The 22,959-nt window shown below is 62.6% G+C and carries 19 protein-coding genes; 11 read left to right on the top strand and 8 right to left on the bottom strand.

The window, feature by feature from the left end:
• Window positions 1-37: 37 nt before the first annotated feature.
• Window positions 38-1,093 carry a substrate-binding domain-containing protein gene (locus NKH59_RS02000; RefSeq protein ID WP_352615090.1) on the top strand — a complete coding sequence of 352 codons (1,056 nt, stop codon included), beginning with the start codon at window positions 38-40 and terminating at the stop codon, window positions 1,091-1,093.
• 156 nt (window positions 1,094-1,249) lie between these two features.
• Window positions 1,250-2,092 (top strand): acyl-CoA thioester hydrolase/BAAT C-terminal domain-containing protein, encoded by an 843-nt coding sequence (locus NKH59_RS01995; protein ID WP_353014230.1) that lies wholly within the window; start codon window positions 1,250-1,252, stop codon window positions 2,090-2,092.
• Window positions 2,093-2,121: 29 nt separating this feature from the next.
• Here NKH59_RS01995 and NKH59_RS01990 read toward each other — a convergent pair whose 3' ends face one another.
• The 4 genes from NKH59_RS01990 to NKH59_RS01975 all read right to left on the bottom strand — a co-directional run bounded on the left by NKH59_RS01990 (window position 2,122) and on the right by NKH59_RS01975 (window position 5,827).
• A complete protein-coding gene (locus tag NKH59_RS01990) occupies window positions 2,122-2,394 on the bottom strand; it encodes a type II toxin-antitoxin system RelE/ParE family toxin (protein WP_352918040.1) in 273 nt (90 codons plus the stop codon).
• A 1-nt stretch (window position 2,395) separates the two neighbouring features.
• Window positions 2,396-2,653, bottom strand: a complete 258-nt coding sequence (locus tag NKH59_RS01985; RefSeq protein ID WP_352970973.1) for a type II toxin-antitoxin system RelB/DinJ family antitoxin — start codon at window positions 2,651-2,653, stop codon at window positions 2,396-2,398.
• Window positions 2,654-2,725: 72 nt separating this feature from the next.
• Window positions 2,726-4,780 carry a bifunctional aldolase/short-chain dehydrogenase gene (locus NKH59_RS01980; protein ID WP_353020740.1) on the bottom strand — a complete coding sequence of 685 codons (2,055 nt, stop codon included), beginning with the start codon at window positions 4,778-4,780 and terminating at the stop codon, window positions 2,726-2,728.
• An 81-nt stretch (window positions 4,781-4,861) separates the two neighbouring features.
• Window positions 4,862-5,827, bottom strand: coding sequence for a sugar-binding transcriptional regulator (locus NKH59_RS01975; RefSeq protein ID WP_352612273.1), 966 nt, complete (start codon window positions 5,825-5,827; stop codon window positions 4,862-4,864).
• 146 nt (window positions 5,828-5,973) lie between these two features.
• Here NKH59_RS01975 and NKH59_RS01970 point away from each other — a divergent pair, with 146 nt between their 5' ends.
• The 6 genes from NKH59_RS01970 to NKH59_RS01945 all read left to right on the top strand — a co-directional run bounded on the left by NKH59_RS01970 (window position 5,974) and on the right by NKH59_RS01945 (window position 13,683).
• Entirely contained in the window at window positions 5,974-6,219 is a 246-nt protein-coding gene (locus tag NKH59_RS01970) for a type II toxin-antitoxin system ParD family antitoxin (protein ID WP_352612275.1), read from the top strand.
• Window positions 6,220-6,236: 17 nt separating this feature from the next.
• Window positions 6,237-6,551, top strand: a complete 315-nt coding sequence (locus tag NKH59_RS01965; RefSeq protein WP_352472289.1) for a type II toxin-antitoxin system RelE/ParE family toxin — start codon at window positions 6,237-6,239, stop codon at window positions 6,549-6,551.
• 90 nt (window positions 6,552-6,641) lie between these two features.
• Entirely contained in the window at window positions 6,642-8,282 is a 1,641-nt protein-coding gene (locus tag NKH59_RS01960; RefSeq protein WP_353020738.1) for an acyl-CoA synthetase, read from the top strand.
• A gap of 238 nt (window positions 8,283-8,520) precedes the next feature.
• Window positions 8,521-9,129, top strand: a complete 609-nt coding sequence (locus NKH59_RS01955) for a TetR/AcrR family transcriptional regulator (RefSeq protein WP_352612708.1) — start codon at window positions 8,521-8,523, stop codon at window positions 9,127-9,129.
• Window positions 9,130-9,191: 62 nt separating this feature from the next.
• Window positions 9,192-10,340: an efflux RND transporter periplasmic adaptor subunit gene (locus NKH59_RS01950; RefSeq protein WP_353020736.1), complete on the top strand. Its 1,149-nt coding sequence runs from the start codon at window positions 9,192-9,194 to the stop codon at window positions 10,338-10,340.
• A gap of 208 nt (window positions 10,341-10,548) precedes the next feature.
• Window positions 10,549-13,683, top strand: coding sequence for an efflux RND transporter permease subunit (locus NKH59_RS01945; RefSeq protein WP_353020734.1), 3,135 nt, complete (start codon window positions 10,549-10,551; stop codon window positions 13,681-13,683).
• Window positions 13,684-13,741: 58 nt separating this feature from the next.
• Here the strand turns inward: NKH59_RS01945 and NKH59_RS01940 are convergent, their stop codons facing one another.
• Together NKH59_RS01940 and NKH59_RS01935 are read right to left on the bottom strand one after the other, a co-directional pair.
• Window positions 13,742-14,200, bottom strand: coding sequence for a helix-turn-helix domain-containing protein (locus tag NKH59_RS01940; RefSeq protein WP_353020732.1), 459 nt, complete (start codon window positions 14,198-14,200; stop codon window positions 13,742-13,744).
• Window positions 14,193-14,564, bottom strand: a complete 372-nt coding sequence (locus tag NKH59_RS01935) for a DUF4258 domain-containing protein (protein ID WP_352472295.1) — start codon at window positions 14,562-14,564, stop codon at window positions 14,193-14,195. Before NKH59_RS01935 ends, NKH59_RS01940 begins: the two co-directional genes overlap by 8 nt.
• A 177-nt stretch (window positions 14,565-14,741) precedes the next feature.
• Between NKH59_RS01935 and NKH59_RS01930 the strand changes: the two genes are divergently transcribed.
• The 3 genes from NKH59_RS01930 to msuE all read left to right on the top strand — a co-directional run bounded on the left by NKH59_RS01930 (window position 14,742) and on the right by msuE (window position 18,397).
• Complete coding sequence (locus NKH59_RS01930) at window positions 14,742-16,235, top strand: aldehyde dehydrogenase family protein (RefSeq protein WP_353014223.1); 1,494 nt, start codon at window positions 14,742-14,744, stop codon at window positions 16,233-16,235.
• Between the two features lie 133 nt (window positions 16,236-16,368).
• The gene (locus NKH59_RS01925) at window positions 16,369-17,724 is read left to right on the top strand and encodes an LLM class flavin-dependent oxidoreductase (RefSeq protein ID WP_352502051.1); all 1,356 of its coding nucleotides are present in this window, start codon (window positions 16,369-16,371) and stop codon (window positions 17,722-17,724) included.
• A gap of 112 nt (window positions 17,725-17,836) precedes the next feature.
• The gene (gene msuE / locus NKH59_RS01920; RefSeq protein ID WP_352455213.1) at window positions 17,837-18,397 is read left to right on the top strand and encodes an FMN reductase; all 561 of its coding nucleotides are present in this window, start codon (window positions 17,837-17,839) and stop codon (window positions 18,395-18,397) included.
• Window positions 18,398-18,543: 146 nt separating this feature from the next.
• On the opposite strand, the gene NKH59_RS01915 is transcribed toward msuE, so the two are convergent.
• Window positions 18,544-20,253 carry a trimethylamine N-oxide permease gene (locus tag NKH59_RS01915; protein WP_353020729.1) on the bottom strand — a complete coding sequence of 570 codons (1,710 nt, stop codon included), beginning with the start codon at window positions 20,251-20,253 and terminating at the stop codon, window positions 18,544-18,546.
• A 216-nt stretch (window positions 20,254-20,469) separates the two neighbouring features.
• A complete protein-coding gene (locus NKH59_RS01910; RefSeq protein WP_353020727.1) occupies window positions 20,470-22,839 on the bottom strand; it encodes a trimethylamine N-oxide demethylase in 2,370 nt (789 codons plus the stop codon).
• Window positions 22,840-22,959 lie beyond the last annotated feature (120 nt).

Below are 22,959 nucleotides of genomic sequence, written 5' to 3'. Positions count from 1 at the left end.
GGGTCACATTTTGGGTTCAACAAGTGGAGGAAACGACGTGAACATCACAAGAAGGCTTTTGGGGAAGGCAGCGCTCGGGCTTGCCGGCGCAACATTGCTGATGCAGTTGCCGGCGATGGCGCAGGACAGGCCGGCGCCGTTCGACAAGCCGGGTGCCGTCAAGATAGCGCTGGTCCGCTATCTCTCGACCGGCGACTTCTTCCAGGCCTATCTTTCCGGCGTCGAGGCGCAGGCCAAGGCGCTCGGCGTCGACCTGCGCGTGCTCGACAGCCGCCAGGACGCAGCGCTTCAGGCGGACATGGTCGACCAGGCCATCGCGCTCGGCGTTCAGGGCATCATCATCCAGCACGGCCTGACGGAATCGATGAAGGACGCCGCCCAGCGCGCGGTCGACGCCGGCATCAAGGTCGTCGCCTTCGACGTCAATGTCGAAAACCCCAAGATCCCGCAGATCGAACAGTCCGACCGCGACCTCGCCCGCCTGGCGCTCGAACAGGCGGTCAAGGACAATGGCGAGAGCTGGAAGGCCGGCTATGTCTATGTCGCCGGCATCGCCCCACTCGACCGCCGCAACGAGACCTGGGTCGAATTCAAGAAGAAATATTCGGGCATCGATGAAGTTGCCATGTTCGGCACGCTCGACAACCCGATCGCCAATTCGGTCGCCAACCAGGCCCGTTCGGTGCTATCGGCCCATCCCGACATCAAGGTGATGTTCGCGCCCTATGACGAATTCGCCAAAGGCGTGAAGATCGCCGTCGACGAGGCCGGGCTGAACAAGGACATCAAGATCTATTCGGCCGACATCTCGACCTCGGATATCGCCGCGATGCGCGAGCCGGACAGCGCCTGGGCGGCAACCGCCGCCACCAACCCGGCCGTCGTCGGCCAGGTCTCGGTGCGTGCGCTGGCGCAGCTCTTGGCCGGCGAGGATCCCGGCCACAACGTCATCGTGCCGCCGACGCTGATCACCCAGAAGGACCTGCTCGACAAGGACATCAAGAACATGGAGGACCTCTCGGCCAAGCTGCCGCAATTCGCCCATGCCGATGTCGCGATGCCGACCTGGATGCCGAACCCGAACGCGAAGTGACTTTCGGCACGAGCAAAACAATAGCCGTCTGCAGCAGCTTGTTGCAGGCGGCCTTTTGTCGAAGATGTCTGGCGTGCCGGACCGCCGAATTGCAATTGTCGCAGCCGCCGGCTTTGCGGGCCGATTGGACAATCGAAACCCAGGATTGACGGGTACATGGAGATGCGGGCGGTAGAGGAAAGTCTTACCGGCGCCGTCGCCGGAACATGTTTTCGATGCTTGAAGGCCACCACGGGCGTTGTGGTGTTGGGTGGATCGAGCGGCCGTGTTGACGTCGGCCGCGCGCGGCTCTTTGCAAATGCGGGTGCATCGGCCTTGGCTCTGCAGTGGTTTGGCGGTGAAGGCCAGGTTCCCGGAATATGTGAGCTTCCCCTGGAAACGTTCTTTGCGGCAACCGATTATCTCATTGAAACAGGATGCCGTCGTATCGTCTATGTGGGCACGTCTAAGGGTGCCGAGGCGTCATTGCTTGCCGCCGTCCATGACCAGCGAATTGATGCGGTGGTCGCGATTAGCCCGTCATCCGTAGTTTGGGGAAATGTCGGTGCGGGCCGCGATGGTGTCAGCTGGCCTGAACGATCCTCATGGTCGCTCGACGGCATCGCGCTGCCGTTTGTGCCGACAGATCCAGATTGGACACCAGAGTATGTCGATGGCCAGGTGTCCTACAGGGGGCTTTTCGAAAGTTGTTTGAAAACGTTCAAGCGGGAAGCGAATGCGGCGACCATCCCTGTTGAGACCGCATCGGCCGAGCTTCTGCTCGTCGCCGGTGGCGGCGATGCACTGTGGCCTTCCCTATCGTTCGCCCGAGATATTGTTGGGCGGCGCGGCGAAGCAGGCAAGGTCACGCATCTCATTTCGTCGCCGGATGCCGGTCACCGCATTCTCTTGCCAGGCGAGAACACACCACGCTCGACTTTGCATGCACACGGAGGCAATGACGAGGCCGATTCAAAGCTGGGCCGAAAGGCTTGGGAAGGCATCCGAGAACTACTTTAGCAAAATTCTCAAATGCGCACCTGTCTCGGCTACTCGTTGAACAGATCGGAATGTGAGCCGGTGCGAGCAAGCTGTAGCTCGTCACCGGCAACACGATAGATCAAGAGCCAGTCCGGTTCTATGTGAGCGTCACGAAAGCCTTTCCAATCGCCTTTCAGCGAGTGGCCCTTATAGCTCGCCGGTAGCTCATCTCCGGCGAGCAGAAGGCCTAGCAGTTCGCGCAATTTACCAAGGTCTTTGCCGCGCTTCTCCGCACGTTTCACGTCCCGGCGGAATTGCCCGGAGCGAACGGGCGTCAGCACGTCAGATGCCCAGATCCTTGAACAACTCATCGGCCGAGGCGAAGCGCTTGCCCTTGCCACGCTCCAATTCCGTCATCGCCTTCCGAGTGGTTGCGTTCGGCACTTTCACCGGAAAGGGAAACTCCTTGTCGGCGGCGACGCGGACCAGCAGCAGGCGGATGGCGTCGGAAACGGACAATCCCATTGCCGCCAAGGCCTCCGTTGCCTGATCCTTTGTCGCCGTATCGATCCGAGCGCGGACCACGGTATCCGTTGCCATGTTGTGACTCCTTAAGAGAGCCACAATGTAGCTACAAAATACCAATTACGCAAGTGTGATCCCCGATCGCGCCTACCTCAACGCCGCCGCGATGTTGCCGCCATCGACCGTCGTCACATCGGCGGTGGTCCGCTCGGCCAGCGCCTGATGCAGGAAGGCCTGGGCGACGTCTTCTGCCGTCACTTCCTGCCCGAGCAGGTTGCCCGACATGTACTCCTTCTCCGACACGCCGCGCGCGCCCGAGCGGCTGGCGATCATGGCGTCGGTCAACAGCCCCGAACGGATGCGGTCGGCGTTGACGGCATTGGAGCGGATGCCATGCGCGCCGTAGTCGAGGGCATATTGCCTGGACAAAAACAGCGTTGCCGCCTTGGGAATGCCATAGGCGCCGAACTTCGGCCCCGGATTGACCGCCTGCTTGGAGGTATTGAACAACAGCGCGCCGCCGGTGCCCTGTTCCAGCATGATGCGCACGGCATTCTGCGCCGCCGACTGGTGGGCGAAGAAATTGAGTTCGAAGCTTTTGCGCAAGGTGGCGTCGTCGAGTTCGCCGATCCGGCCCTCCCAGGCAGCACCGGCATTGGAGACGAGAATGTCGAGGCCGCCGTAGACGTCGACCGCTTTGTCGAAGGCGGCGCGCATCTGCACCGGATCGGTGATGTCGGCGCCAATGCCGATCGAACCGTTACCGGCCTTTTTTGCCGCCTCGGCAGCCCTTGACCCATCGAGATCGACGACGACGGCATGGGCACCGTTGTCGGCGAACAGCTTTGCCGTGGCAGCACCGATCGCGCCGGCGCCGCCGGTGACCAGCATCACCTGGCCGGTCAGCGGCTTCGGCTTGTTGGCGGCGAGCTTGGCCTGTTCCAGCGACCAGTATTCGAGCGGGAACAGGTCGGCTTTGGAGAGCGGGCGGAAATCGCCGACGGCTTCGGCGCCGCGTACCGCCTCGATCCACATTTCGCCGACGTCGGAGGCGATCTTCGCATCCTTGAGCGTGCGACCGTGGCCGAACATGCCGAGGCCGGGCACCAGCGTCAGCCGCGGCATCGGGTCGAGCATGGTGCGCTTCACGTCGTCGAGCGCATCATTGGTTTCGAAATAGGCGCGATAGTCCTTGGCGAATTTCTCGACATGCTGGCGGATGACGGATTTGTAGTCGCCGACCTTGTCCGCGTTGGGCGCCGGCAGTGCCATCGGTCCGGTCTTGATGCGGATCGACAGGTCGGGTGTCGACACGCCGCGTCCGGCATAGTCGGCAATTTTTGCCGAATTGGTGAAATCGACGATCGCATCCGAGGTGCGGAAATCGCTGATCATGCGGTCGAAGCGGCCTTCGCCGCGTGCCACCGCCGCTGCGCCGCGCAGCATCGGCGCAATCTCCGCGGGCTTCGCCAGCCTGGCCGGCAGTGCCACCTTTTCGGTGCGCGGCTTGCCGTTCCCAGCGATGAAATCCTCGGCGACGTTCACATAATGGATCATCCTGTCATAGGCCTGCCTGGCATCGTCGCCGAAGGTGAAGATGCCGTGCTTGTCGAGGATCAGGCCTTCGACCGTCGGATCGGCGTCGAATACATCGGCGGCCGCCTTGGCCAGATCGAAGCCCGGCATGATGTAAGGCACGAATCCCATTTTCTCGCCGAACACCTTCCGGCTCAGCGCCTCGCTGTCCTCCTGGTCGACGATGGCCAGGATCGCCGTCGAATGGGTGTGGTCGACGAATTTGTGCGGCAGGAAGGCGTGCAGCAGCGTCTCGACCGAAGGGTTGGGCGAGGACGGGTCGATGAGGTTCGCCCGCTGCAGCGCGACCATGTCCTCGTCGGAGAGCTTCTTGAGCGACCGCGCCTTCAACAGCGCGCCGAGCTTGACCGCCGGCAGGCCCTGCGGCTCGATGACGCCCATGTCCCAGCCGCTGCCCTTGACGCAGAGCACGTCCCATTCGTCGCCGACAAGGTCGGTGGCCTTGGTCTTGCACGATGTATTGCCGCCGCCATGGAGGACGAGCCGCGGCTCGCCGCCCAGCAGCCTGGTCGTATAGACGCGCAGCGCCAGGTCGCGGGCCACACCCTTCTTTGCATAGTCGGCGACCAGCTTCTCCGCCTCGCCGTCATTCCACAGGTTCTTCATGTCAGCTTCGTCCGATTTCTCTTTTGTTGTGAACAGGAATACCGCGACGCCTTGATGACAATGCGTCGGCGGCTCTAGGTATCAGGCGACCTCTTTTGCTGCTGCTCCGGCATGGTCGAGCAGCCGTCGCGCCATGCGCGCGCCTACGACCAGATGGGTGCAGAGCCCGCCGGCGATCGCCGCGACGAGCGGTTCGAACTTGCTGTCCTCCTGCACCACCACAAGGCGCTTTTCGATGCTGTGCAGCGATGACAGCTCTGCCGAAATCAGCCGGCGGTTGTAGCTGCAGTCGAGCGCCTGGCCTCGGGCGTCGATGATCTGCCCGGCAATGACGCCGGCCGCACCCGCCTTGCGCAATGCAGCCATTTCGCTCTCGGTCAGCGCGCCGCATTTGACCAGATGGCTGTCGGTGTCCACCGAGCCGACCGAATACAGCGCCAGGTCGCACTCACCGATGCCCGACAATTGCTCGCGGATCACCGGCTCGGCGCGCAGGCCGCGTGCCAGTTCTTCCGTCGTCAGAACCAGCGGCGCGTAGAAGTTCAGTCCCTTGGCGTTGAGCCGGCGCGCGATTTCCATGGTGCACTGGTCCGGCCGGTACGAATAGGGGGCGCCCAGATTGCCGCAGAGCTGCACCACGGTGACGTCCTGCAGATCGGCATAGGACATGATGTCGGCGATGGTGTAGATGGTCCGCCCCCAGGCGACGCCGATACGGTCGCCCTTCCTGACCAGCTCGAGAAAGACGCTTGCCGCCAGCACCGCGATGTCGGTCGAGGGGTCGGCGACATAGCCGTTTTCCGGCGCGATCCAGACCGCGTCGAGCTTCAGCGCGTCTTCCAGCTTGCGCGCCAGCACGTCGTCGGTGAAAAGCTGGGTCGAGGTCGAGATGTTGACGATGCCGGTCTCGCGCGCCTTGCGCAGATACATCGCCACCGAGGCACGGGAAATCTTGAGCTGGCTGGCCACCTGGTCCTGGCGCAGGCCGTGTGCATAGTAAAGCCAGGCGGCCTTGTGGATAAGCTGTTCTGCCGGTCGGATCGCCATGCCATCTCCTCGCTGACATTATTCACGGCTCTCGACAAAAGTCAAACCTTAGGCTGCGCACCTGATCCGACACCTGGCATTCCGGATGTCAGTAATTGCGCATTTATTGTTATCTCGGTACAATAAACCGATCAGGAGGTCCGACAATGAACGTATCATTGGGAGAGCGTTGGGAAACCTTTGTTTCCAACATCGTCAAGTGCGGCCGCTACGGTTCTGCCAGCGAAGTCGTGCGCGAGGGCCTGCGCCTTGTCGAAGAGCGCGAGGAAAAGCTGAAGGCGCTCCGTGCCATGGTGGACAAGTCGTTTGCTGAAGGCGGCGAAGCCACCGAGCAGGATATTGACGCCGCCTTGGAAGCCAAGGCCAAGCAACTCGCAAGGGAAGGCTTTTAGGAGTGCCACGGCTGCGCATGCTGCCGTCGGCACAAGCAGATTTGGTCAATATCCTTGAATACCTCACTCGTGAAAGCGGCAGCCTGTTTATTGGCGGGCGTTTTGTGGATGCTCTGCGCCAGAAATGCCGTGATCTGGCGAGCTTGCCGGCGACGATTGGTCGTGCTCGTCCCGAACTCCGGCCGGACGTCCGAAGTTTCGCTTTCAGGGGATACGTGATTTTCTTCCGCTATAATGGCGACTTTTTCGAAGTGGCGAATATCGTGGAAGGGCATCGGGACATCGACGCTTTGTGGCCGGAGGGTGAGGGCGGGGAGGGGCGTCCCAAGTAATGGGCGAAGTGTCTGATGGCGGTGCACGAATCCAGTACGCGCTCAGGATCTGGTGGTAAGAAGGCTCGACCAGACATTGCGGAGGACGGGATGGGCAATCCCTACGAACAGGATCTCGACAGGAATCCGGCCAACCACCAGCCGCTGACGCCGCTCACCTATTTTGAGCGGGCGGCAAAAACCTTTCCCGACCAGACCGCCATCATCCATGGCCGCCAACGCACGACCTATCGCGATTTCTGGAAGCGCTCGCTGAGGCTTGCCTCGGCGCTGGCGAAGCGCGGTATCGGCAAGGGCGACACCGTCACCGTCATGCTGTCGAACACACCGCCGATGCTGGAAGCGCATTTCGGCGTGCCGATGACCAGGGCGGTGCTGCATTCGCTCAACACCCGCCTCGACGCCGCCGTCATTGCCTTCCAGCTCGATCACGCCGAAAGCAAGGTGCTGATCGTCGACCGCGAATTCGCCGGCGTGGTTCGGCAAGCGCTGACGCTGGCCAAGGTCAGGCCGCTGCTGATCGATTACGACGATCCCGACTATGCCGCCGATGCGCCCTATGCCAAGGGCGAGCGGATCGGCACGCTGGACTACGAGGCGTTTGTCGCCGACGGCGACGAGGATTTCGCCTGGTCGATGCCGGACGATGAATGGGATGCCATTTCGCTCAACTACACCTCCGGCACGACAGGCAATCCGAAGGGCGTCGTCTGTCACCACCGCGGCGCGGCACTGATGGCCTATGCCAACACCATCCATGCCGGGATGGGCAAGCACCCGGTCTATCTGTGGACGCTGCCGATGTTCCACTGCAACGGCTGGTGCTTTCCCTGGACGCTTGCCGTGCAGGCCGGCACGCATGTCTGCCTGCGCTGGGTGCGGCCGAAGCCGATCTACGACGCCATCGCCGATCACGGCGTCACCCATCTGTGCGGTGCACCCATCGTCATGTCGGTGCTGATCAACGCCTTGGACGAGGACAAGCGGCAATTCCCGCAGACCGTCACCTTCAACACCGCCGCGGCGCCGCCGCCTGAGGCGGTGCTGTCGGGCATGGCCGATGCGGGCTTTGCCGTCACCCATCTCTACGGCCTGACCGAAACCTATGGCCCGGCCGTCGTCAACGAATGGCATGGCGAGTGGGACCTGCTGGAGAAAGGGGCGAGGGCGGCGAAGAAGGCCAGGCAAGGCGTACGCTATGCCGCGCTCGAAGGCCTGACGGTGATGGACCCGCAGACGATGCAAGAGACGCCGGCCAACGGCGAGACGATCGGCGAGGTGATGTTCCGCGGCAACATCGTCATGAAAGGCTATCTCAAGAACCGCAAGGCGAGCGACGAGGCCTTTGCCGGCGGCTGGTTCCATTCGGGCGACCTCGGCGTCATGCACCCGGACGGGTACATCCAGCTCAAGGACCGTTCCAAGGACATCATCATCTCCGGCGGCGAAAACATCTCCTCGATCGAGGTCGAGGAGGCGCTGTACAAGCATCCCGGCGTCGCTTCTTGCGGCGTTGTCGCCCGATCCGACGACAAATGGGGCGAGGTGCCGGTCGCCTATGTCGAGCTGAAGCCGGGCAAGGCGGCGACCGAGGCGGAGGTAATCGAGCACTGCCGCGCGCTGCTCGCCCGCTTCAAGGTGCCGAAAGCGGTGATCTTCGCGGAAATCCCGAAGACTTCGACGGGCAAGATCCAGAAGTTCCGGCTGCGGGAGATGGCAAAGCAGCCTTAGGGCCTGATCCGAAAACGGAACCGATTTCGGAAAGCATCTTTTCAAGATCCTTCGCAAAAAAACACGGGGCGGCGTTGCAGGCGCGCCCGGCGGAAACCACATGCGTTTCGTGGGCCAACTCCGTCCGGGGATGTCACCATCTGTCACTAGTAGCCAAAATGGTGCCTTGACAGGTGATGGTTTTCAATTTACGAGTGACGAAATTCTAAATTCGTCAGTCGTAAATTTGGCCAACGAGATGCTTGAAACCCTGGACACCACCGCCGATTCCGCCCGCCAGGAAAATGTCACGCGCATCCTGGATTGCGCGGAGCGATTGTTCCGCCACTACGGCTACGGCAAGACCAACGTCGCCGACATTGCGCGCGAACTCGGCATGTCGACTGCCAACATCTACCGCTTCTTCGCCTCCAAGGTGGAAATCCATCAGGCGGTTTGCGGCCGTATGCTCGAGACCTGCTACCGGTTGAGCTACGAAGCCTGCCATGGTTCCGGCACCGCCAGCGAAAAGCTCCGCCGCTACGTGCATACGCACTATCAGTGGACGCTGGATACCATGATCGACCAGGAGAAGGTGCACGAGATGGTCATCGTCGCCATCGAGCGCGACTGGCATGTCATCGAAAAGCACATCGACCGCATCCACGACCTGGTCGCTGACGTGATCCGCGAGGGCATCGCCACCGGCGAGTTCGTCGATCAGGATCCGGTAGTCGCTTCCCGGTGTTTCGGTGCTGCCATTATCAGCCTCTCTCATCCACAGATGATGGCCCAGTGCCTCGCCAAGAAGAACCGGGCGACGCCGGACGAGCTTACCGAGTTTGCCATCAGAGCCTTGAAGAAATGACCATTGCCGCCCGTCGGGCGGTGATGTCGGCAATTCATCTCCACAGTTCGGGAGTACGAAAAGTGTCTTTGTCCAAGTCCATCACCTACAGGCGACCGGCCGCCGGCCTGGCACTGATTGTCGTTGCCGCTCTCGGCCTCGCCGGCTGCTCGCAAGAGAAAGCCGAGGTCAAGGAGATCATCCGCCCGGTCAAGGTGGTCGAGATCGCCAAGGCGAGCGATACCCGTCAGCTTTCCTATTCCGGATCGGTGCGCGCCCGCACCGAGATGAATCTCGGCTTTCGCATCAACGGCAAGATCACCGAGCGCCTTGTCGACATCGGTGACCGCGTCAAGCCGGGTGACGTTCTCGCCCGCGTCGATCCCACCGACTACGAGCTCTCGGTGAGAAGCTCTCAGGCCAGCCTCGATGCTGCGGACCGTCAGGTCGAGACAGTCGAGCTTACGCGCAAGCGGGCCGAACAGCTCTACGCCAAGAATTTCGCCCCGAAGTCGCAGCTCGAGCAGGCGACGCTCGCCTATAATCAGGCGGTCGCCACGCGAGACTCCGCCCGCTCGCAGCTTGCCCAGGCACAGAACCAGGTCCGCTATACCGATCTCAAGGCGGACAAGAACGGCATCGTCACATCAGTTGCCGCCGATGTCGGCCAGGTTGTCGGCTCCGGCACGCCGGTGGTGACCGTTGCCATCGACGGCGAGAAGGAAGTCCTGATCGCTGTTCCGGAAACCGATATTGCCGAATTCAAGCCGGGCAAGACCGTCAAGGCTGGCTTCTGGTCCGATGAGGCGCTGACGCTCGACGGCAAGGTCCGCGAAGTCGCCGGCAGCGCCGATCCGCAGTCGCGCACCTTTGCCGTTCGCGTCAGCCTGCCCAACGATCCTCGCGTGCTGCTAGGCATGACCGCCTCCATCGAAGCCGCGGTGGACAACCGGCAGCAGCTGGTGTCGATCCCGCTGGCCGCGTTGGCGCAGAAGGACAGCCAATCGATCGTCTGGACAGTCGACCGCAACGGCGGGACCGTCCATGCGCATCCGGTCAAGGTCGCCGCCTTCACCCCCGACGGCGTCAGCGTCGCCGATGGGCTGAACCCGGGCGACGTCGTCGTCGCCGCCGGCACGCAGTTCATGACCGAGAATCTGAAAGTCAAGCTGACCGGTGATGCAGCGCAACAGTCGGCGTCGGCCGATGACGCTGCAAGGCGCTTGCGCTGACGGCCAGGCAATTCACGGTTTCCGGGCGGCAGGCGCCCCCGATTTTCGAGATCTCAGGTCGATGTAACCCCCACGTCGATCCTCGCGTCCCACCGCGATGTAGATCTCTCAACTCGGAAAGCCACGCCGCCCGGAAGCCCACATCGGAAGTTCCTTGGGCATGCGAAAGCGCGTGCTCTGTTGATCAAATTGAAACGGACTGACGCCGATGACCATCGACACCAATGAAAAGCGGTCTTTCAATCTTTCGCGCTGGGCAATCGGCCATCCGAGCATTGCCCGCTTCCTGTTCGGGCTGATCATCGTCGCCGGTACACTCGGCCTGATGCGCATGGGCCAGAAGGAAGACCCCGATTTCACCTTCCGCGTCATGGTCGTCCAGGCGATCTGGCCAGGCTCCTCGATCAAGGAGATGGAGGACCAGGTGGTCAACAAGATCGAGCGCAAGCTGCAGGAAACGCCGCACCTCGATTTCGTCCGCTCCTACACCCGCGCCGGCAGCGCCATCATCACCTTGCAGGTCAAGGGCGACACCAATCCAGCGCAGGTCGCCGATGCTTTCTATCAGGTGCGCAAGAAGGTCGGCGATATCGCCAATGAGCTGCCGCAGGGGCTGCTCGGGCCTTACTTCAATGACGAATTCGGCGACACGTTCATCACCCTGCATTCGATCAGCGGCGACGGCTACAGCTATCCCGAGCTGAAGAAATTCGCCATCCAGGCGCGTGACATGCTGCTGACGACGCCCGGTGTCGAGAAGGCCGTGATCATCGGCGACCAGCCGGAAAAGCTCTACATCGACGTTTCATCCAAGGTGCTTGCCGAACGCGGCCTGACGTTGACCGACCTGCAGAATGCGATCCAAGGCCAGAACAATGTCGACCCGGCAGGTTCGGTCGACACCGGCCAGCGTTCGGTGCGCATTTCGGTTGAGGGCGATGTCACCAGGGCGGCCGACATCCGCGAGCTTCGCCTGCGCGCCGGCAACCAGGTGACGCGCCTCGGCGACATCGCCACCGTGACCTCCGGCCTCGAGGATCCGTACCAGCGCAAATACCGTTTCAACGGTCACGACAGCGTCCAGCTCGGCGTCGTCATGGCCAAGGGCTTCAACGTCACCGACGTCGGCAAGGACGTCGAAGCGACCTATAAGCGCTTCGAAGAGGCGCTGCCCTATGGCGTTTCGGTCGATCAGATTTCCGACCAGCCGCATGTCGTGAAGGAGGCGGTGAGCGAGTTCATGGAAGCGCTCGGCGAAGCGCTGCTGATCGTGCTTTTCGTATCGTTCCTGTCGATCGGGTGGCGCTCGGGCCTGGTGATCGCGATCGTCATTCCGCTGGTCCTGGCCGCCACGTTCGCCATCATGTACGAGCTCGGCATCGACCTGCAGCGCATTTCGCTCGGCGCGCTGATCATCGCCCTTGGCCTCCTGGTCGACGACGCGATGATCGTCGTCGAAATGATGGAGCGAAAGCTCGAGGAAGGCTTGGTCAAGGTCGAGGCGGCGAGCTTCGCCTATTCCTCGACCGCCTTCCCGATGCTGACCGGCACGCTGATCACCACGGCCGGTTTCATCCCCGTCGGTTTCGCGGCCTCGACCGCCGGCGAATATGTGCGCACCCTGTTTTACGTCGTCGGCATCGCGCTGGTCGTGTCCTGGTTCGCGGCGGTCTATTTCACGCCGTGGCTCGGCCACATGATCCTGAAGCAGCGCAAGCACGCCGGCAACCATCACGATGTCTTCGACACGCGCTTCTACCGCCGTCTTCGCTCGACCGTTGCATGGGCGGTGCGCCACCGCATCATCGTCCTGGTGATGACGCTGATGACGTTTGCCACCAGCCTGTGGGCGTTCCAGTTCATCCCGCAGAATTTCTTCCCGCAATCGTCGCGCCCGGAAATCCTTGTCGACCTCTGGCTGCCGGAAGGCACCAGCATCAAGGAAGTCGAGACCCAGGCCAAGGCGCTCGAAGCCAGGATGATGGACGACAAGGACAAGCGCTTCATCGCCACCTATGTCGGCGAAGGCGCGCCGCGCTTCTTCCTGCCGCTCGACCAGCAGCTTCGCAACCCGAATTTCGCCCAGCTTCTGGTGATGGCCAATGACGAACCGGCCCGCGAGCGGCTGATTGTCAAGCTGCGCACCATCCTGGCAAATGATTTCCCATCGATCCGCGCCAAGGTCGACCGCCTGTTCCTTGGTCCGCCGACCGGCTGGCCGGTGCAGATGCGCGTCATGGGTCCGGATCGCCAGGAGGTGCGCCGCATCGCCGACGAGGTGAAGGCGAAGTTCCAGGCAAATCCGCTGCTCGGCGCCATCCACGACGACTGGCTGGAGCCGGTGCCGACGATGAAGCTGGTGATCGACCAGGATCGCGCCCGTGCGCTCGGCGTCACCTCGCAGCGCATCCGCCAGACGCTGCAGGCGGCCATGTCGGGAGCGCCGCTCGATGACTTCCGCGACGGCGAGGAGACGGTTTCGATCGTCGCCCGTGAGCCGGAGGCAAGCCGTCACCTGCTGTCGGCGGTCGACTCCGTCTACATCCCGACCGATTTCGGCGGCTCCGTGCCGCTGTCGCAGGTCGCCAAGGTAGTCCCGGTGCTGGAGCAAGGCGTCGAATGGCGGCGCGACCGCTTGCCGACCATCAGCGTACGCGCCACGCTTCCGGACGGCGTGCAGCCGAACGATGTCGCCATGAAAATGTACAGCGACATGCAGGGCCTGCGCGCCAGCCTCGCACCCGGCTACAAGATCGAGATCCAGGGCGGCGCCGAGGATGCGGCCGAAAGCCAGGCCTCGATTGCGGCGAAAGCGCCGATCATGCTGGCCGTCATCGTCGTGCTGCTGATGATCCAGCTGCAGCATTTCGGCAAGGCCATGCTGGTGCTGGCGACCGGTCCGCTCGGCATCATCGGCGCGGCGGCGGCACTTTTGATCAGCGGCGCGCCGTTCGGCTTCGTCGCCATCCTCGGTGTCATCGCCCTGCTCGGCATCATCATGCGCAACTCGATCATCCTGGTCGATCAGATCGACCAGGACATCGCCGCCGGCGTGGAGCGTTCCGAGGCCATCATCGGCTCGGCGGTGCGCCGGTTCCGGCCGATCGTGCTGACGGCGCTGACGGCGGTGCTGGCGCTGATCCCGATCTCGCGTGGCGTCTTCTGGGGGCCGCTCGCCTACGCCATGATGGGCGGCATTCTCGTCGCCACGGTGCTGACCATCCTTGTCCTGCCGGCAGCCTATGCGCTGTTCTTCGGCAGGGAGCCCAAGAAGGTGGTGGAGCAGCCGGCCGAGACGGAAGAAAAGAACGAAAGGCCGCAACTGGCCCTGGCGGCCGAATAGCGGTCGAGCGAACGTCTTCCATAGATAACCCCGCCGAGGCGGGGTTATCAGGGTCGGGTCAGGCCGCAATCAGTTCGTACGGCCGAGCATCGTTATTCATTTTCTGTATTTTGATCGGTTGCTCGTCCGCGGTAGGAACGCTCCGACGCGACAACTCATCGATTCCCGCGTCAACAGGCAGCCCCAGCTTTTCGATTGCCAAACGACGCACCAGGGCCTCAGCCGAGCTGTCAATGTCGATTTCGTTGCGCTCCCATCGGCCAATCGACTGCTTGTCACGGTGGACCAAGGCGGCCAATTCAGCTTGGGTCAGACCCATTTCGGAGCGCAGGAAACGAAGCTCGTCCCCGCTCATGCCCTTGGCATGGCTTACGATCCCAAGCGCGATTACTTGATGCAGTTCATTCACAGCAGGAATCGTGATGATGTCGTCGCCATCGTCATCCACCTCAACGGCGATGCCTTCGATGTAAACGTTGAGCAGACCGCTTTCTGTGTAGTGGTGTGCGTTATTCATCAGCTTCAACTCCAATTATCGAGCCCGCTTTTCGCTCGAACTCATCGATCCACATGACCGAAATAACTTTGACGAGACATCCGTTCTTGGAAGGGATGATAACGACCCCGATGGATCGACTCCCGCTGTTCGGTGTCTTGCACTCCACGCGATAACGGAAATGACCCGGCCGGGTTGCGGGCACAGGTGGTTGGTACACATTTCCAAACTTGAGCGCATGCAGCACATCAGACATGATCAAGCCGCGTTCGGAAAGCCGATCCTGCGCATGCAGCTTGTACGAGATGTTTAGTTTCAGATTTCTCGCGATAGATCTTATTTCAATCGTCGCACGGCCGGCATCCCAAGGTTGCGTGATCGTCACAAATCCCCCTTCTATGGCATTCCTTCCGGTGCTTCATCTATCATGGTGATACCTACATAAGTGCTGAACGTCAATAAACAAGCGGCATGCCATTGACGCCCGTTGGGTGGTGACAAATTCGCTACCGAACACAGGACGACACCGCTATTAAGACTAGCGCGTGGTTGGAGGACAGTCATGACCATAGCTCAGACAAAGGCACCGCTGCGGCTGCCGATCGACGGGCGCCATCGCCGGATGTTCATCGGCGGCGGCTGGGTCGATGCCCGCTCCGGTCGGACCACGGAGAGCCGCAATCCCGCCACCGGCGCGGTCATCGCCACGGTGCCGCGCGCCGACCGCCAGGACATCGACTTGGCGGTGACTGCTGCGCGCAAGGCGTTCGAGGGCCCGTGGAGCCGGTTCAAGCCTTATGAGCGCCAGGTGCTGCTGCTGAGGATCGCCGACCTCTTCGAAAAGCACTGGGAAGAGATCAGCCGCTCCGACACCACCGACATGGGCATGCCGATCATACGCACCCGCGCCAATCGCAACCGGGTCATCGGCATGCTGCGCTACTATGCCGGCATGGCGACGGCGCTGCACGGCGAGACGATCGACAACTCGCTGCCCGGCGAAATCGTCTCGTTCACCCACAAGGAGCCGGTCGGCGTCGTCGGCGCCATCATTCCCTGGAACGCGCCAACGGCGGCGTCGATCTGGAAGATCGGCCCGGCGCTGGCGACCGGCTGCACCATCGTGCTGAAACCATCGGAAGAGGCGCCGCTGACGCCGCTTTTGATCGCCGACATCATGAACGAGGCCGGCGTTCCGGAAGGCGTCGTCAACATCGTCACCGGCACCGGCACCGAGGCAGGTGCCGCACTCGCCGAGCATATGGGCGTCGACAAGATCGTCTTCACCGGCTCGACGGCGACCGGCCAGTCGATCGTGCGGGCCTCGGCCGGCAACCTCAAGCGCGTCTCGCTGGAGCTCGGCGGCAAGTCGCCGGTCATCGTCTGCGCCGATGCTGATCTCGACAAGGCGGTGCCGGTGGCGGCGATGTCGGTGTTCGCCAATTCCGGCCAGATCTGCATCGCCGGTTCGCGCCTTTTCGTCGAACGGCCTGTCCATGACGAGTTCGTCGAGCGGCTCGCGGCATACGCCAAGGGTCTCAGGGTCGGCGACGGCATCGACCCGGCGACCGAGATCGGTCCGCTCGTCTCCGAAAAGCAGCTGCAACGGGTCACCGGGTACCTCGAGGCCGGCACCGCGGAAGGGGCGAAACTCGTCACCGGAGGCACCCGGCTTGTGGAAGGCGCGCTTGCCGCCGGCAATTTCGTCGCGCCGACCGTCTTTGCCGGCGTCTCGGACGACATGAAGATCGCCCGTGAGGAGATCTTCGGGCCGGTGATTTCAGCCTTGCCGTTCGATACGCTGGACGAGGCGGTCGAGCGGGCCAACAACACGCCTTACGGCCTGGCTGCAGGGGTCTTCACCCAAAATCTCGCCACCGCCCACCAGCTGTCGCGCAAGATCCGCGCCGGCTCGGTCTGGGTCAATACCTATCACGCCATCGATCCGGCCGTGCCCTTCGGCGGCTACAAGATGAGCGGCTACGGCCGCGAGGGCGGCGCCGAGCACCTCGCCGAATATCTTAACACCAAGGGCGTGTTCATCAAGATCGATTGATCGGTCCGCCGCCCGCACAAAAAATGCTCCCCGACGCCGGTTTTGCAAAACAGAATTCCTTCCCATGGCCGCAAAGCCATCCAATGCTCGAGCAATTGGAGCGTTACGCTCGTCGTCATCGGTGCGTTTTTCCATGGCAGAAAATCGACAATTGCGGCTTGGCGCTTTCATGCGGCCCGTCAGCCTTCATACCGGCGCCTGGCGCTACCCGGGCGCCTATCCCGACGCCAACTTCAATTTCGCGCATCTCAAGCACTTCGCGCAAAGGCTGGAAGCGGCGAAGTTCGACGCCTTCTTCATGGCCGACCACCTGGCCGTGCTCAACATGCCGATCGAGGCGCTGCGGCGCAGCCACACGGTCACGTCCTTCGAGCCGTTCACGCTGTTGTCGGCGCTTGCTGCCGTCACCGATCGTATAGGGCTGATCGCAACCGCCTCGACGACGTTCGACGCCCCGTACCACATCGCCCGTCGTTTCGCCTCTCTCGACCATATCAGCGGCGGGCGCGCCGGCTGGAATATCGTCACCACATCCAATCCCGACGCCGCGCTGAATTTCGGCCTCGACGAGCATGTCGAGCACGACGAGCGTTATCGCCGGGCGCGGGAGTTTTACGATGTCGTCACCGGCCTGTGGGACAGTTTTGCCGACGATGCCTTCATCCGCGACGCCGAAAGCGGGCTCTATTTCGATCCGGCGAAGCTGCATGTGCTCGACCACAAGGGCGAATATCTTTCGGTGCGGGGACCGCTCAATATCGCGCGGCCGGTGCAGGGCTGGCCGGTCATCGTGCAGGCCGGCGCGTCGGAGGCCGGACGGCAGCTCGCGGCGGAAACGGCCGAGGTGATCTTCGCCGCCCATGCCGATCTCGCCTCGGGGCAGCGCTTCTTTGCCGACGTCAAGGGACGTGCGCAAAAACTTGGCCGGTCGCGCGACGACATCAAGATACTGCCCGGCGCCTTCGTCATTGTCGGCGAGACTGTCGAGGAGGCGCAGACGAAGCGGGCCAAGCTCGACAGCCTCGTCTACTACGAGAGCGGCGTCGCCTCGCTGTCGATCGCGCTCGGCCACGACGCGTCGCGGTTCGATCCGGATTCAGTCTTGCCCGAAATCCCGGAAAGCAACGCCAGCAAGAGCGGCCGCGAGCGCGTCATCGAACTGGCGCGCAAGGAAAACCTGACCGTCAGGCAGCTTGCGCAGCGGCTGGGCGGATATTCCGGTCTTGCCTTCGTCGGCACTTCGAAAACCATCGCCGACGAGATGGAGGAATGGCTGGTCACCGAAGGCTCGGACGGGTTCAACGTCATGTTCCCCTATCTTCCCGCCGGATTGGATGATTTCGTCGAGAAAATCGTGCCCGAATTGCAGCGGCGCGGCATTTTCAGGAGCGAATACGAAGGATCGACCCTGCGCGAAAATCTTGGCCTGAAGCGGCCGCCAAACCGGTTCTTCCAACCTGAGACGGCAGCGATCCGCAAAGCTGGCTAGAACCGGTAATGATTTTAGACCGTGGCAAGCATCCGTTCTTTTCGTTCGGCCCGAATGTCCATAGGGTCAGCAGCGGGCTGGCAGCCCGAAATCATCGCGAGGGCTTTGCATCATGACCAATCCGGCCGTTGTCGGTTTCTCAGGCAATTTCACCCGGCCGTCCAAGACGCGCGGCTTCGTCGATCGTATCGTGAACGAGGTAGCCGGCAGATATGGCCTGGCCGCCAGCACGCATGACGTCGTCGACCTCGGCCCCAGCCTCGGTGGCGCCAAATGGGCGCGTGAACTGGATGCGCAAGCGGGCGATATCCTCAAGCGCGTCGTCGCGGCGGACGTGCTCGTCGTTGGCTCGCCCACCTACAAGGGCAGCTATACCGGCCTGTTCAAACACTTCTTCGATCTTGTCGACCCAACGGCGCTCAGGGGCAAGCCGGTGGTGCTGCTGGCGACCGGCGGCGGCGACCGGCATGCGCTGATCATCGAGCACCAGCTGAGACCGCTGTTCGGCTTCTTCGAGGCCTTTACGCTGCCGACCGCGATCTACGCTTCGGACAGGGATTTCATCGACGGCGTGCTTGCGTCCGAGACGATCCAGGCGCGCGTCGGACAGGTCCTCGAGGATATCGGTGCAGCGCTTGGCGGTCGCTCCCGCGCCGGCACCGCTGCCGAATAGCCCCTAAAAAGAATAACCCGCCTCAGCGGCGGGTCTCGGGGCGAATCAGCACCATACCAAAATTATTAGCATAGCTGCCGGCACAAAGCAAGAACAAAATGCAGGAATCGAGCGCGCCTTGCGTGCCCGATCCCTCAACGCAGCCGTCAGATGACGAACAGCCAGTTGGCGAGCAGCATCACCACGACGCCGGCGACCAGCGTCAGATAGGGCAGCATCCCCGCCTTTTTCACCGCAAGGTCGGACGAGCTCATGCCGAGATCGGCCAGCATGTGGTCGGGGAATTTGCCCTTGTCCTGGATGTAGTGCCGGAAGCAGAACACCGGGATGATCAAGGCTGCCGTGATCAGCCCGGCCCACAATGCCATCGGGTTCCAGACCTTGGCGCCGGCGCCCATGAAGACCGCGTTGACGTAGGCAAAGATGGCGCCGAGGCCGAGCAGCCAGCTCGGCGCCCTCCATGGCCGCGCGATGTGGCCATTGTCGATGCGGTGGATCCAGCCGGCATTGAGGTTAAGGAAGTTGAAGATGATGTAGCCGCAATTCGACACGGCGAGGATGAAGAAGAAGCTTGTTGCGTCGGCCGAGGCGATGGCCAGCACGATCAGGTTGAAGATCAGGTCGGTCCACATCGCCCGCGTCGGGGCGCCGTGCTCGTTGACATGGCTGAGATAGCGCGGCAGCCAGCCGTCGACCGAGCCTTGATAGAGCGTGCGCGAGGAGCCGGCCATCGCCGTCATGATGCAGAGCACCAGCGCCAGGATCATCAGCATCACCAGCAGGCTGTGGATCAGCTGTCCGCCGCCGACCATACCGGCCAGCGCGTCGGCAACGCCGGAGCCGTCGACGATCGGCGTCGCCAGCATGCCGTTCAAGCCGAGCACGCCCTGGAAGGTGAACGGCACCAGGATGAACAGCAGCATGCACAACAGGCCGGAATAGAAGATCGCCTTGAAGGTATCGGTGCCCGGGCTTTTGAACTCGGAGGTGTAGCAGACCGCGGTCTCGAAGCCGTAGGTCGACCACGCCGCGATGAACATGCCGCCGAGCACCAGCGTCCAGCCGGCGATGTTCCACGCGCCGGGCTCCGGCGCATAGGCTGCCGCGAGCGGCACCAGCGGCGAGAAGTTTGCCCAGTTGATCTGGCCGGTGACGATCGGCACCACGCCGACGATCAGCATCGGGATGATGACCAGCAGGCCGATATATTTCTGCACGTTGGCCGTGCCCAGGATGCCGCGATGCTGGATCGAGAAGATGATCAGCATCAGCACCGCGCCGATGAAGAAGGTGGCGTTGAAGGTGAAGGAAACCGGGCCAAGCGTGTGACCGTAGAGCGTCCAGTTACGGATCGCCGGCGTCGCCGCCGCGGTGACCGCGGTGATGGCGTCGGCGGCGCTGGTTCCGGCATGGGCCGCGATATAGGCGGCGACCTCCGGCGACGTGTCGGTGAACAGCGGCACCGGCGCCAGTGCGTTGAGGATATAGGCGGCGGCGATCGAGCAGCCGAGCGACAGCACCGGCGACCAGGCGAACCAGTTGCACCACACCGAAAGCGGCGCGATGAATTTCGAATAGCGCAGCCACGCGGTGGCGCCGTAGACCGAGGCGCCGCCGGATTTGTTCGGGAACAGCCCGGCGATCTCCGCATAGGTGAAGGACTGCAGGAAGCCCATGACCATGGATACGGCCCAGATCAGGAAGGCCAGTGTTCCGGTGGTGCCGGCGATGCCGCCGATCGAAAACAGGACAAGGGCCGGAACGCCGCTTGCCACCCAGAAGGCGCCGCGCCAGTCGATGTTCCGGTGCAGCTGCCCTTCGGCAGGCGGCACCAAGGTGGTGACTATCGTGCTCATTTACGTGGATTCCCCATTTTTGATGTTCCCCATCGGCAACAGCCGCAATCTCGCGAGGCGTCATCGACGCTCACGTTGAACGGCCCCAGGCGTTTTCCGCTCAGTAGTATTTTTTTCTTAGCAGTGAAGATTGACCCAACGGGCTTTCACGTCAAGCGCTTTGTGACGCTGTGCACATTGCGCTTGTGGGACAAGGGAAGAACCAGGCAGCGTCGATCAGGAGCGCGGCCTGGTCTTTTGCGGGTCGTAATGGGCGAAGGCGACGACGCGCGCCGGTAGCCGCTTGCTGTGGCCGTCGAGCTTGCCGATTTCGACCTCGGTGCCGATCGCCGAATGCGCGACGTCGAGCCTGGCCAGCGCGATGGTCTTGTTCAGCACCGGCGAGCGCATGCCCGAGGTGACGACGCCGATCTGGGCGCGGCCGATATGCACGCAATCGCCGTGGCCGACGGCGACGTTGGCGTCGATGTCGAGGCCGACCAGCTTCTTCTGCGGGTTTTCCTTGCGCCGGATCAGCGCCTCGCGGCCGATGAAATCGTCGCTCTTGGTCTTCAGGGGTACGGTGAAGCCGATGCCGGCCTCGAACGGGTCGGTCTGGTCGGAAAACTCGTGAGCAGCAAAGATCAGCCCGGCCTCGATACGCACCATATCGAGCGCCTGCAGCCCCATCGGCTTCAGGCCGTGCGGCTGGCCGGCCTGCCAGATCGCGTCGAACACCTTTTCGGCGTCGCGCGGATGGCACCAGATCTCATAGCCGAGCTCGCCGGTGTAGCCGGTGCGCGAGACAACGACCGGAATGCCGTTGCCGCCGCCGATGCGGGCGACGGCGAAACGGAACCATTCGAGTTCGTCGATCGACGGCTGCAGCGGCGAGGTCCAGATGATCTGCCGCAGGACGTCGCGGCTTTTCGGTCCCTGCACGGCAACATTGTGCATCTGGTCGGTCGAGGAGCGCACCAGCACGGTGAGGCCGAGTTTTTGCGCCGTTTCCCGCAGCCATTGGCCGGATAGATTGTCGCCGCCGACCCAGCGGAAATTATCCTTGCCGAGCCTGAGCAGCGTGCCGTCGTCGATCATGCCGCCATGCTCGTAGCACATGGCGGAATAGACGACCTGGCCGACGCCGAGCTTCTTGATGTCGCGGGTCAGCGTGTATTGCAGCAGCGCCTCGGAGTCCGGCCCGGTGACCTCGAACTTGCGCAGCGGCGACAGGTCCATGATCACGGCGTCCTGCCGGCAGGCCCAGTATTCATCGATCGGGCCTTGCCTGGCGAAGGAATTGGCGAGCCAATAGCCCTTGTACTCGACGAAGTTGCGGGTGTGCTTGGCAAAGCTCGAATGAAAGGCGGTCTCGCGGGTCATTTTCGGTTCCGATTCGGGCGTCATGCGTCTGGCGATCGCTCGCGAGAATTTGTGCTGGCCGGGATAGGTTCGCACATGGATGTCGGTCAGGTTCCAGCCATTGGCCGGCGTCGTATCGTCGGGGCAGGCGGACGAGACGCAGACGATGTCCGTGAGCGCCTTGAGTAGCACATAGTCGCCCGGCCGCGACCACGGCTCGTCCGATACCACGACGCCATGCGCGTCGATGGCCGTGTTGAAGAAGAAGTTGATCGCCATCCAGCCGGCGCGAGGCGTGACACCCTTGTCGGCCAGCGCGCGGTTGAAATTCTCCGAGCAGTTGGGATGGCCGGGATAACCGATGTCGTCGTAATATTTGGCCGCGCAGGCGAGCGCGAATGCATCGTGGCGGCCGCAAGTGTCCTGCACAACCTCGACCAGCGGCTCCATGTCCTGGTCGTAGTATTTTGAGTGCAGACCGGGCATCGGATAGCTCGAACCCATCAGCGTGCGCGTCGTCGTCACGTCGAGCGGATGATCGCGGCCCTTGTCCAGCTTGCGCGCCGAAAAGCACTGGAAGTCGGTGCATTGGCGCCCGTCGACATCGATGATCTGCAGATAGTCGCCCGCCTTGACGAAGTAGGCCTCCGCCGTCGCCGAATGGACGCGCAGGTCGAGCACGGGATCGGCCAGCGGGTCGGCAAGCCTGGATTTCGCTGCCGGGCGGATGGTGGCGCGACGGACGATGACGCTAAGCGGCGTCGCCGTATCGTGGCCGTCGACCAGCATCGGCCCGCCGGGCGCGGCAATCAGCATCGACCCATCGCGGGCGACGGTAAAAGCCTGTTCGGTACCGGCAGGGGTGGCGCCGCCGAAAACGCGAACCGCCTTCGCCTGGTCGAGCTGCACCTGGCGCCGCTCGAGCCCCCGGCGCAAGGATGCGAGGCTGTCATCGCCTTCGGCCAGCAGCGCCTTGATGCCGGCGGCATTGCTGTTCGATTTCTCGCCGAGAATGCCGGGATCGGTCGCCTCGCTGCTGTCCCATGCCAGCAGCTCGCAGGCCTGCCCGCCCTCGACATCGCGCACGGTGACAATGTCGCCGGCCTCGACCTCGATCAGCACCGCGCCATTGCCCTGAACCGTGTAGCGCTCCATTCCGGCCGGCAGCGTAATCTGGCCTGGCCGCAGGATCAGGCTCGGCCGGGGCGGTCCGGCGACGACGGCGGGGTAGGGCGACTGGCTCATCTCAACCTTGGTTTCGAGAAACAAGTTTGCCTGTGTGTGAAATTATTTTAGCGGGAAGAATAGCAGGGGGATCGGGTTTGGCAAGGTGAAGGTGGCACAAGCTCCCCCTTCTCCCCTTGT

This window comes from Mesorhizobium sp. M0998 (assembly GCF_040318885.1).
GTDB lineage: Bacteria > Pseudomonadota > Alphaproteobacteria > Rhizobiales > Rhizobiaceae > Mesorhizobium.
This window is presented reverse-complemented; position numbering and strand designations above follow the sequence as displayed.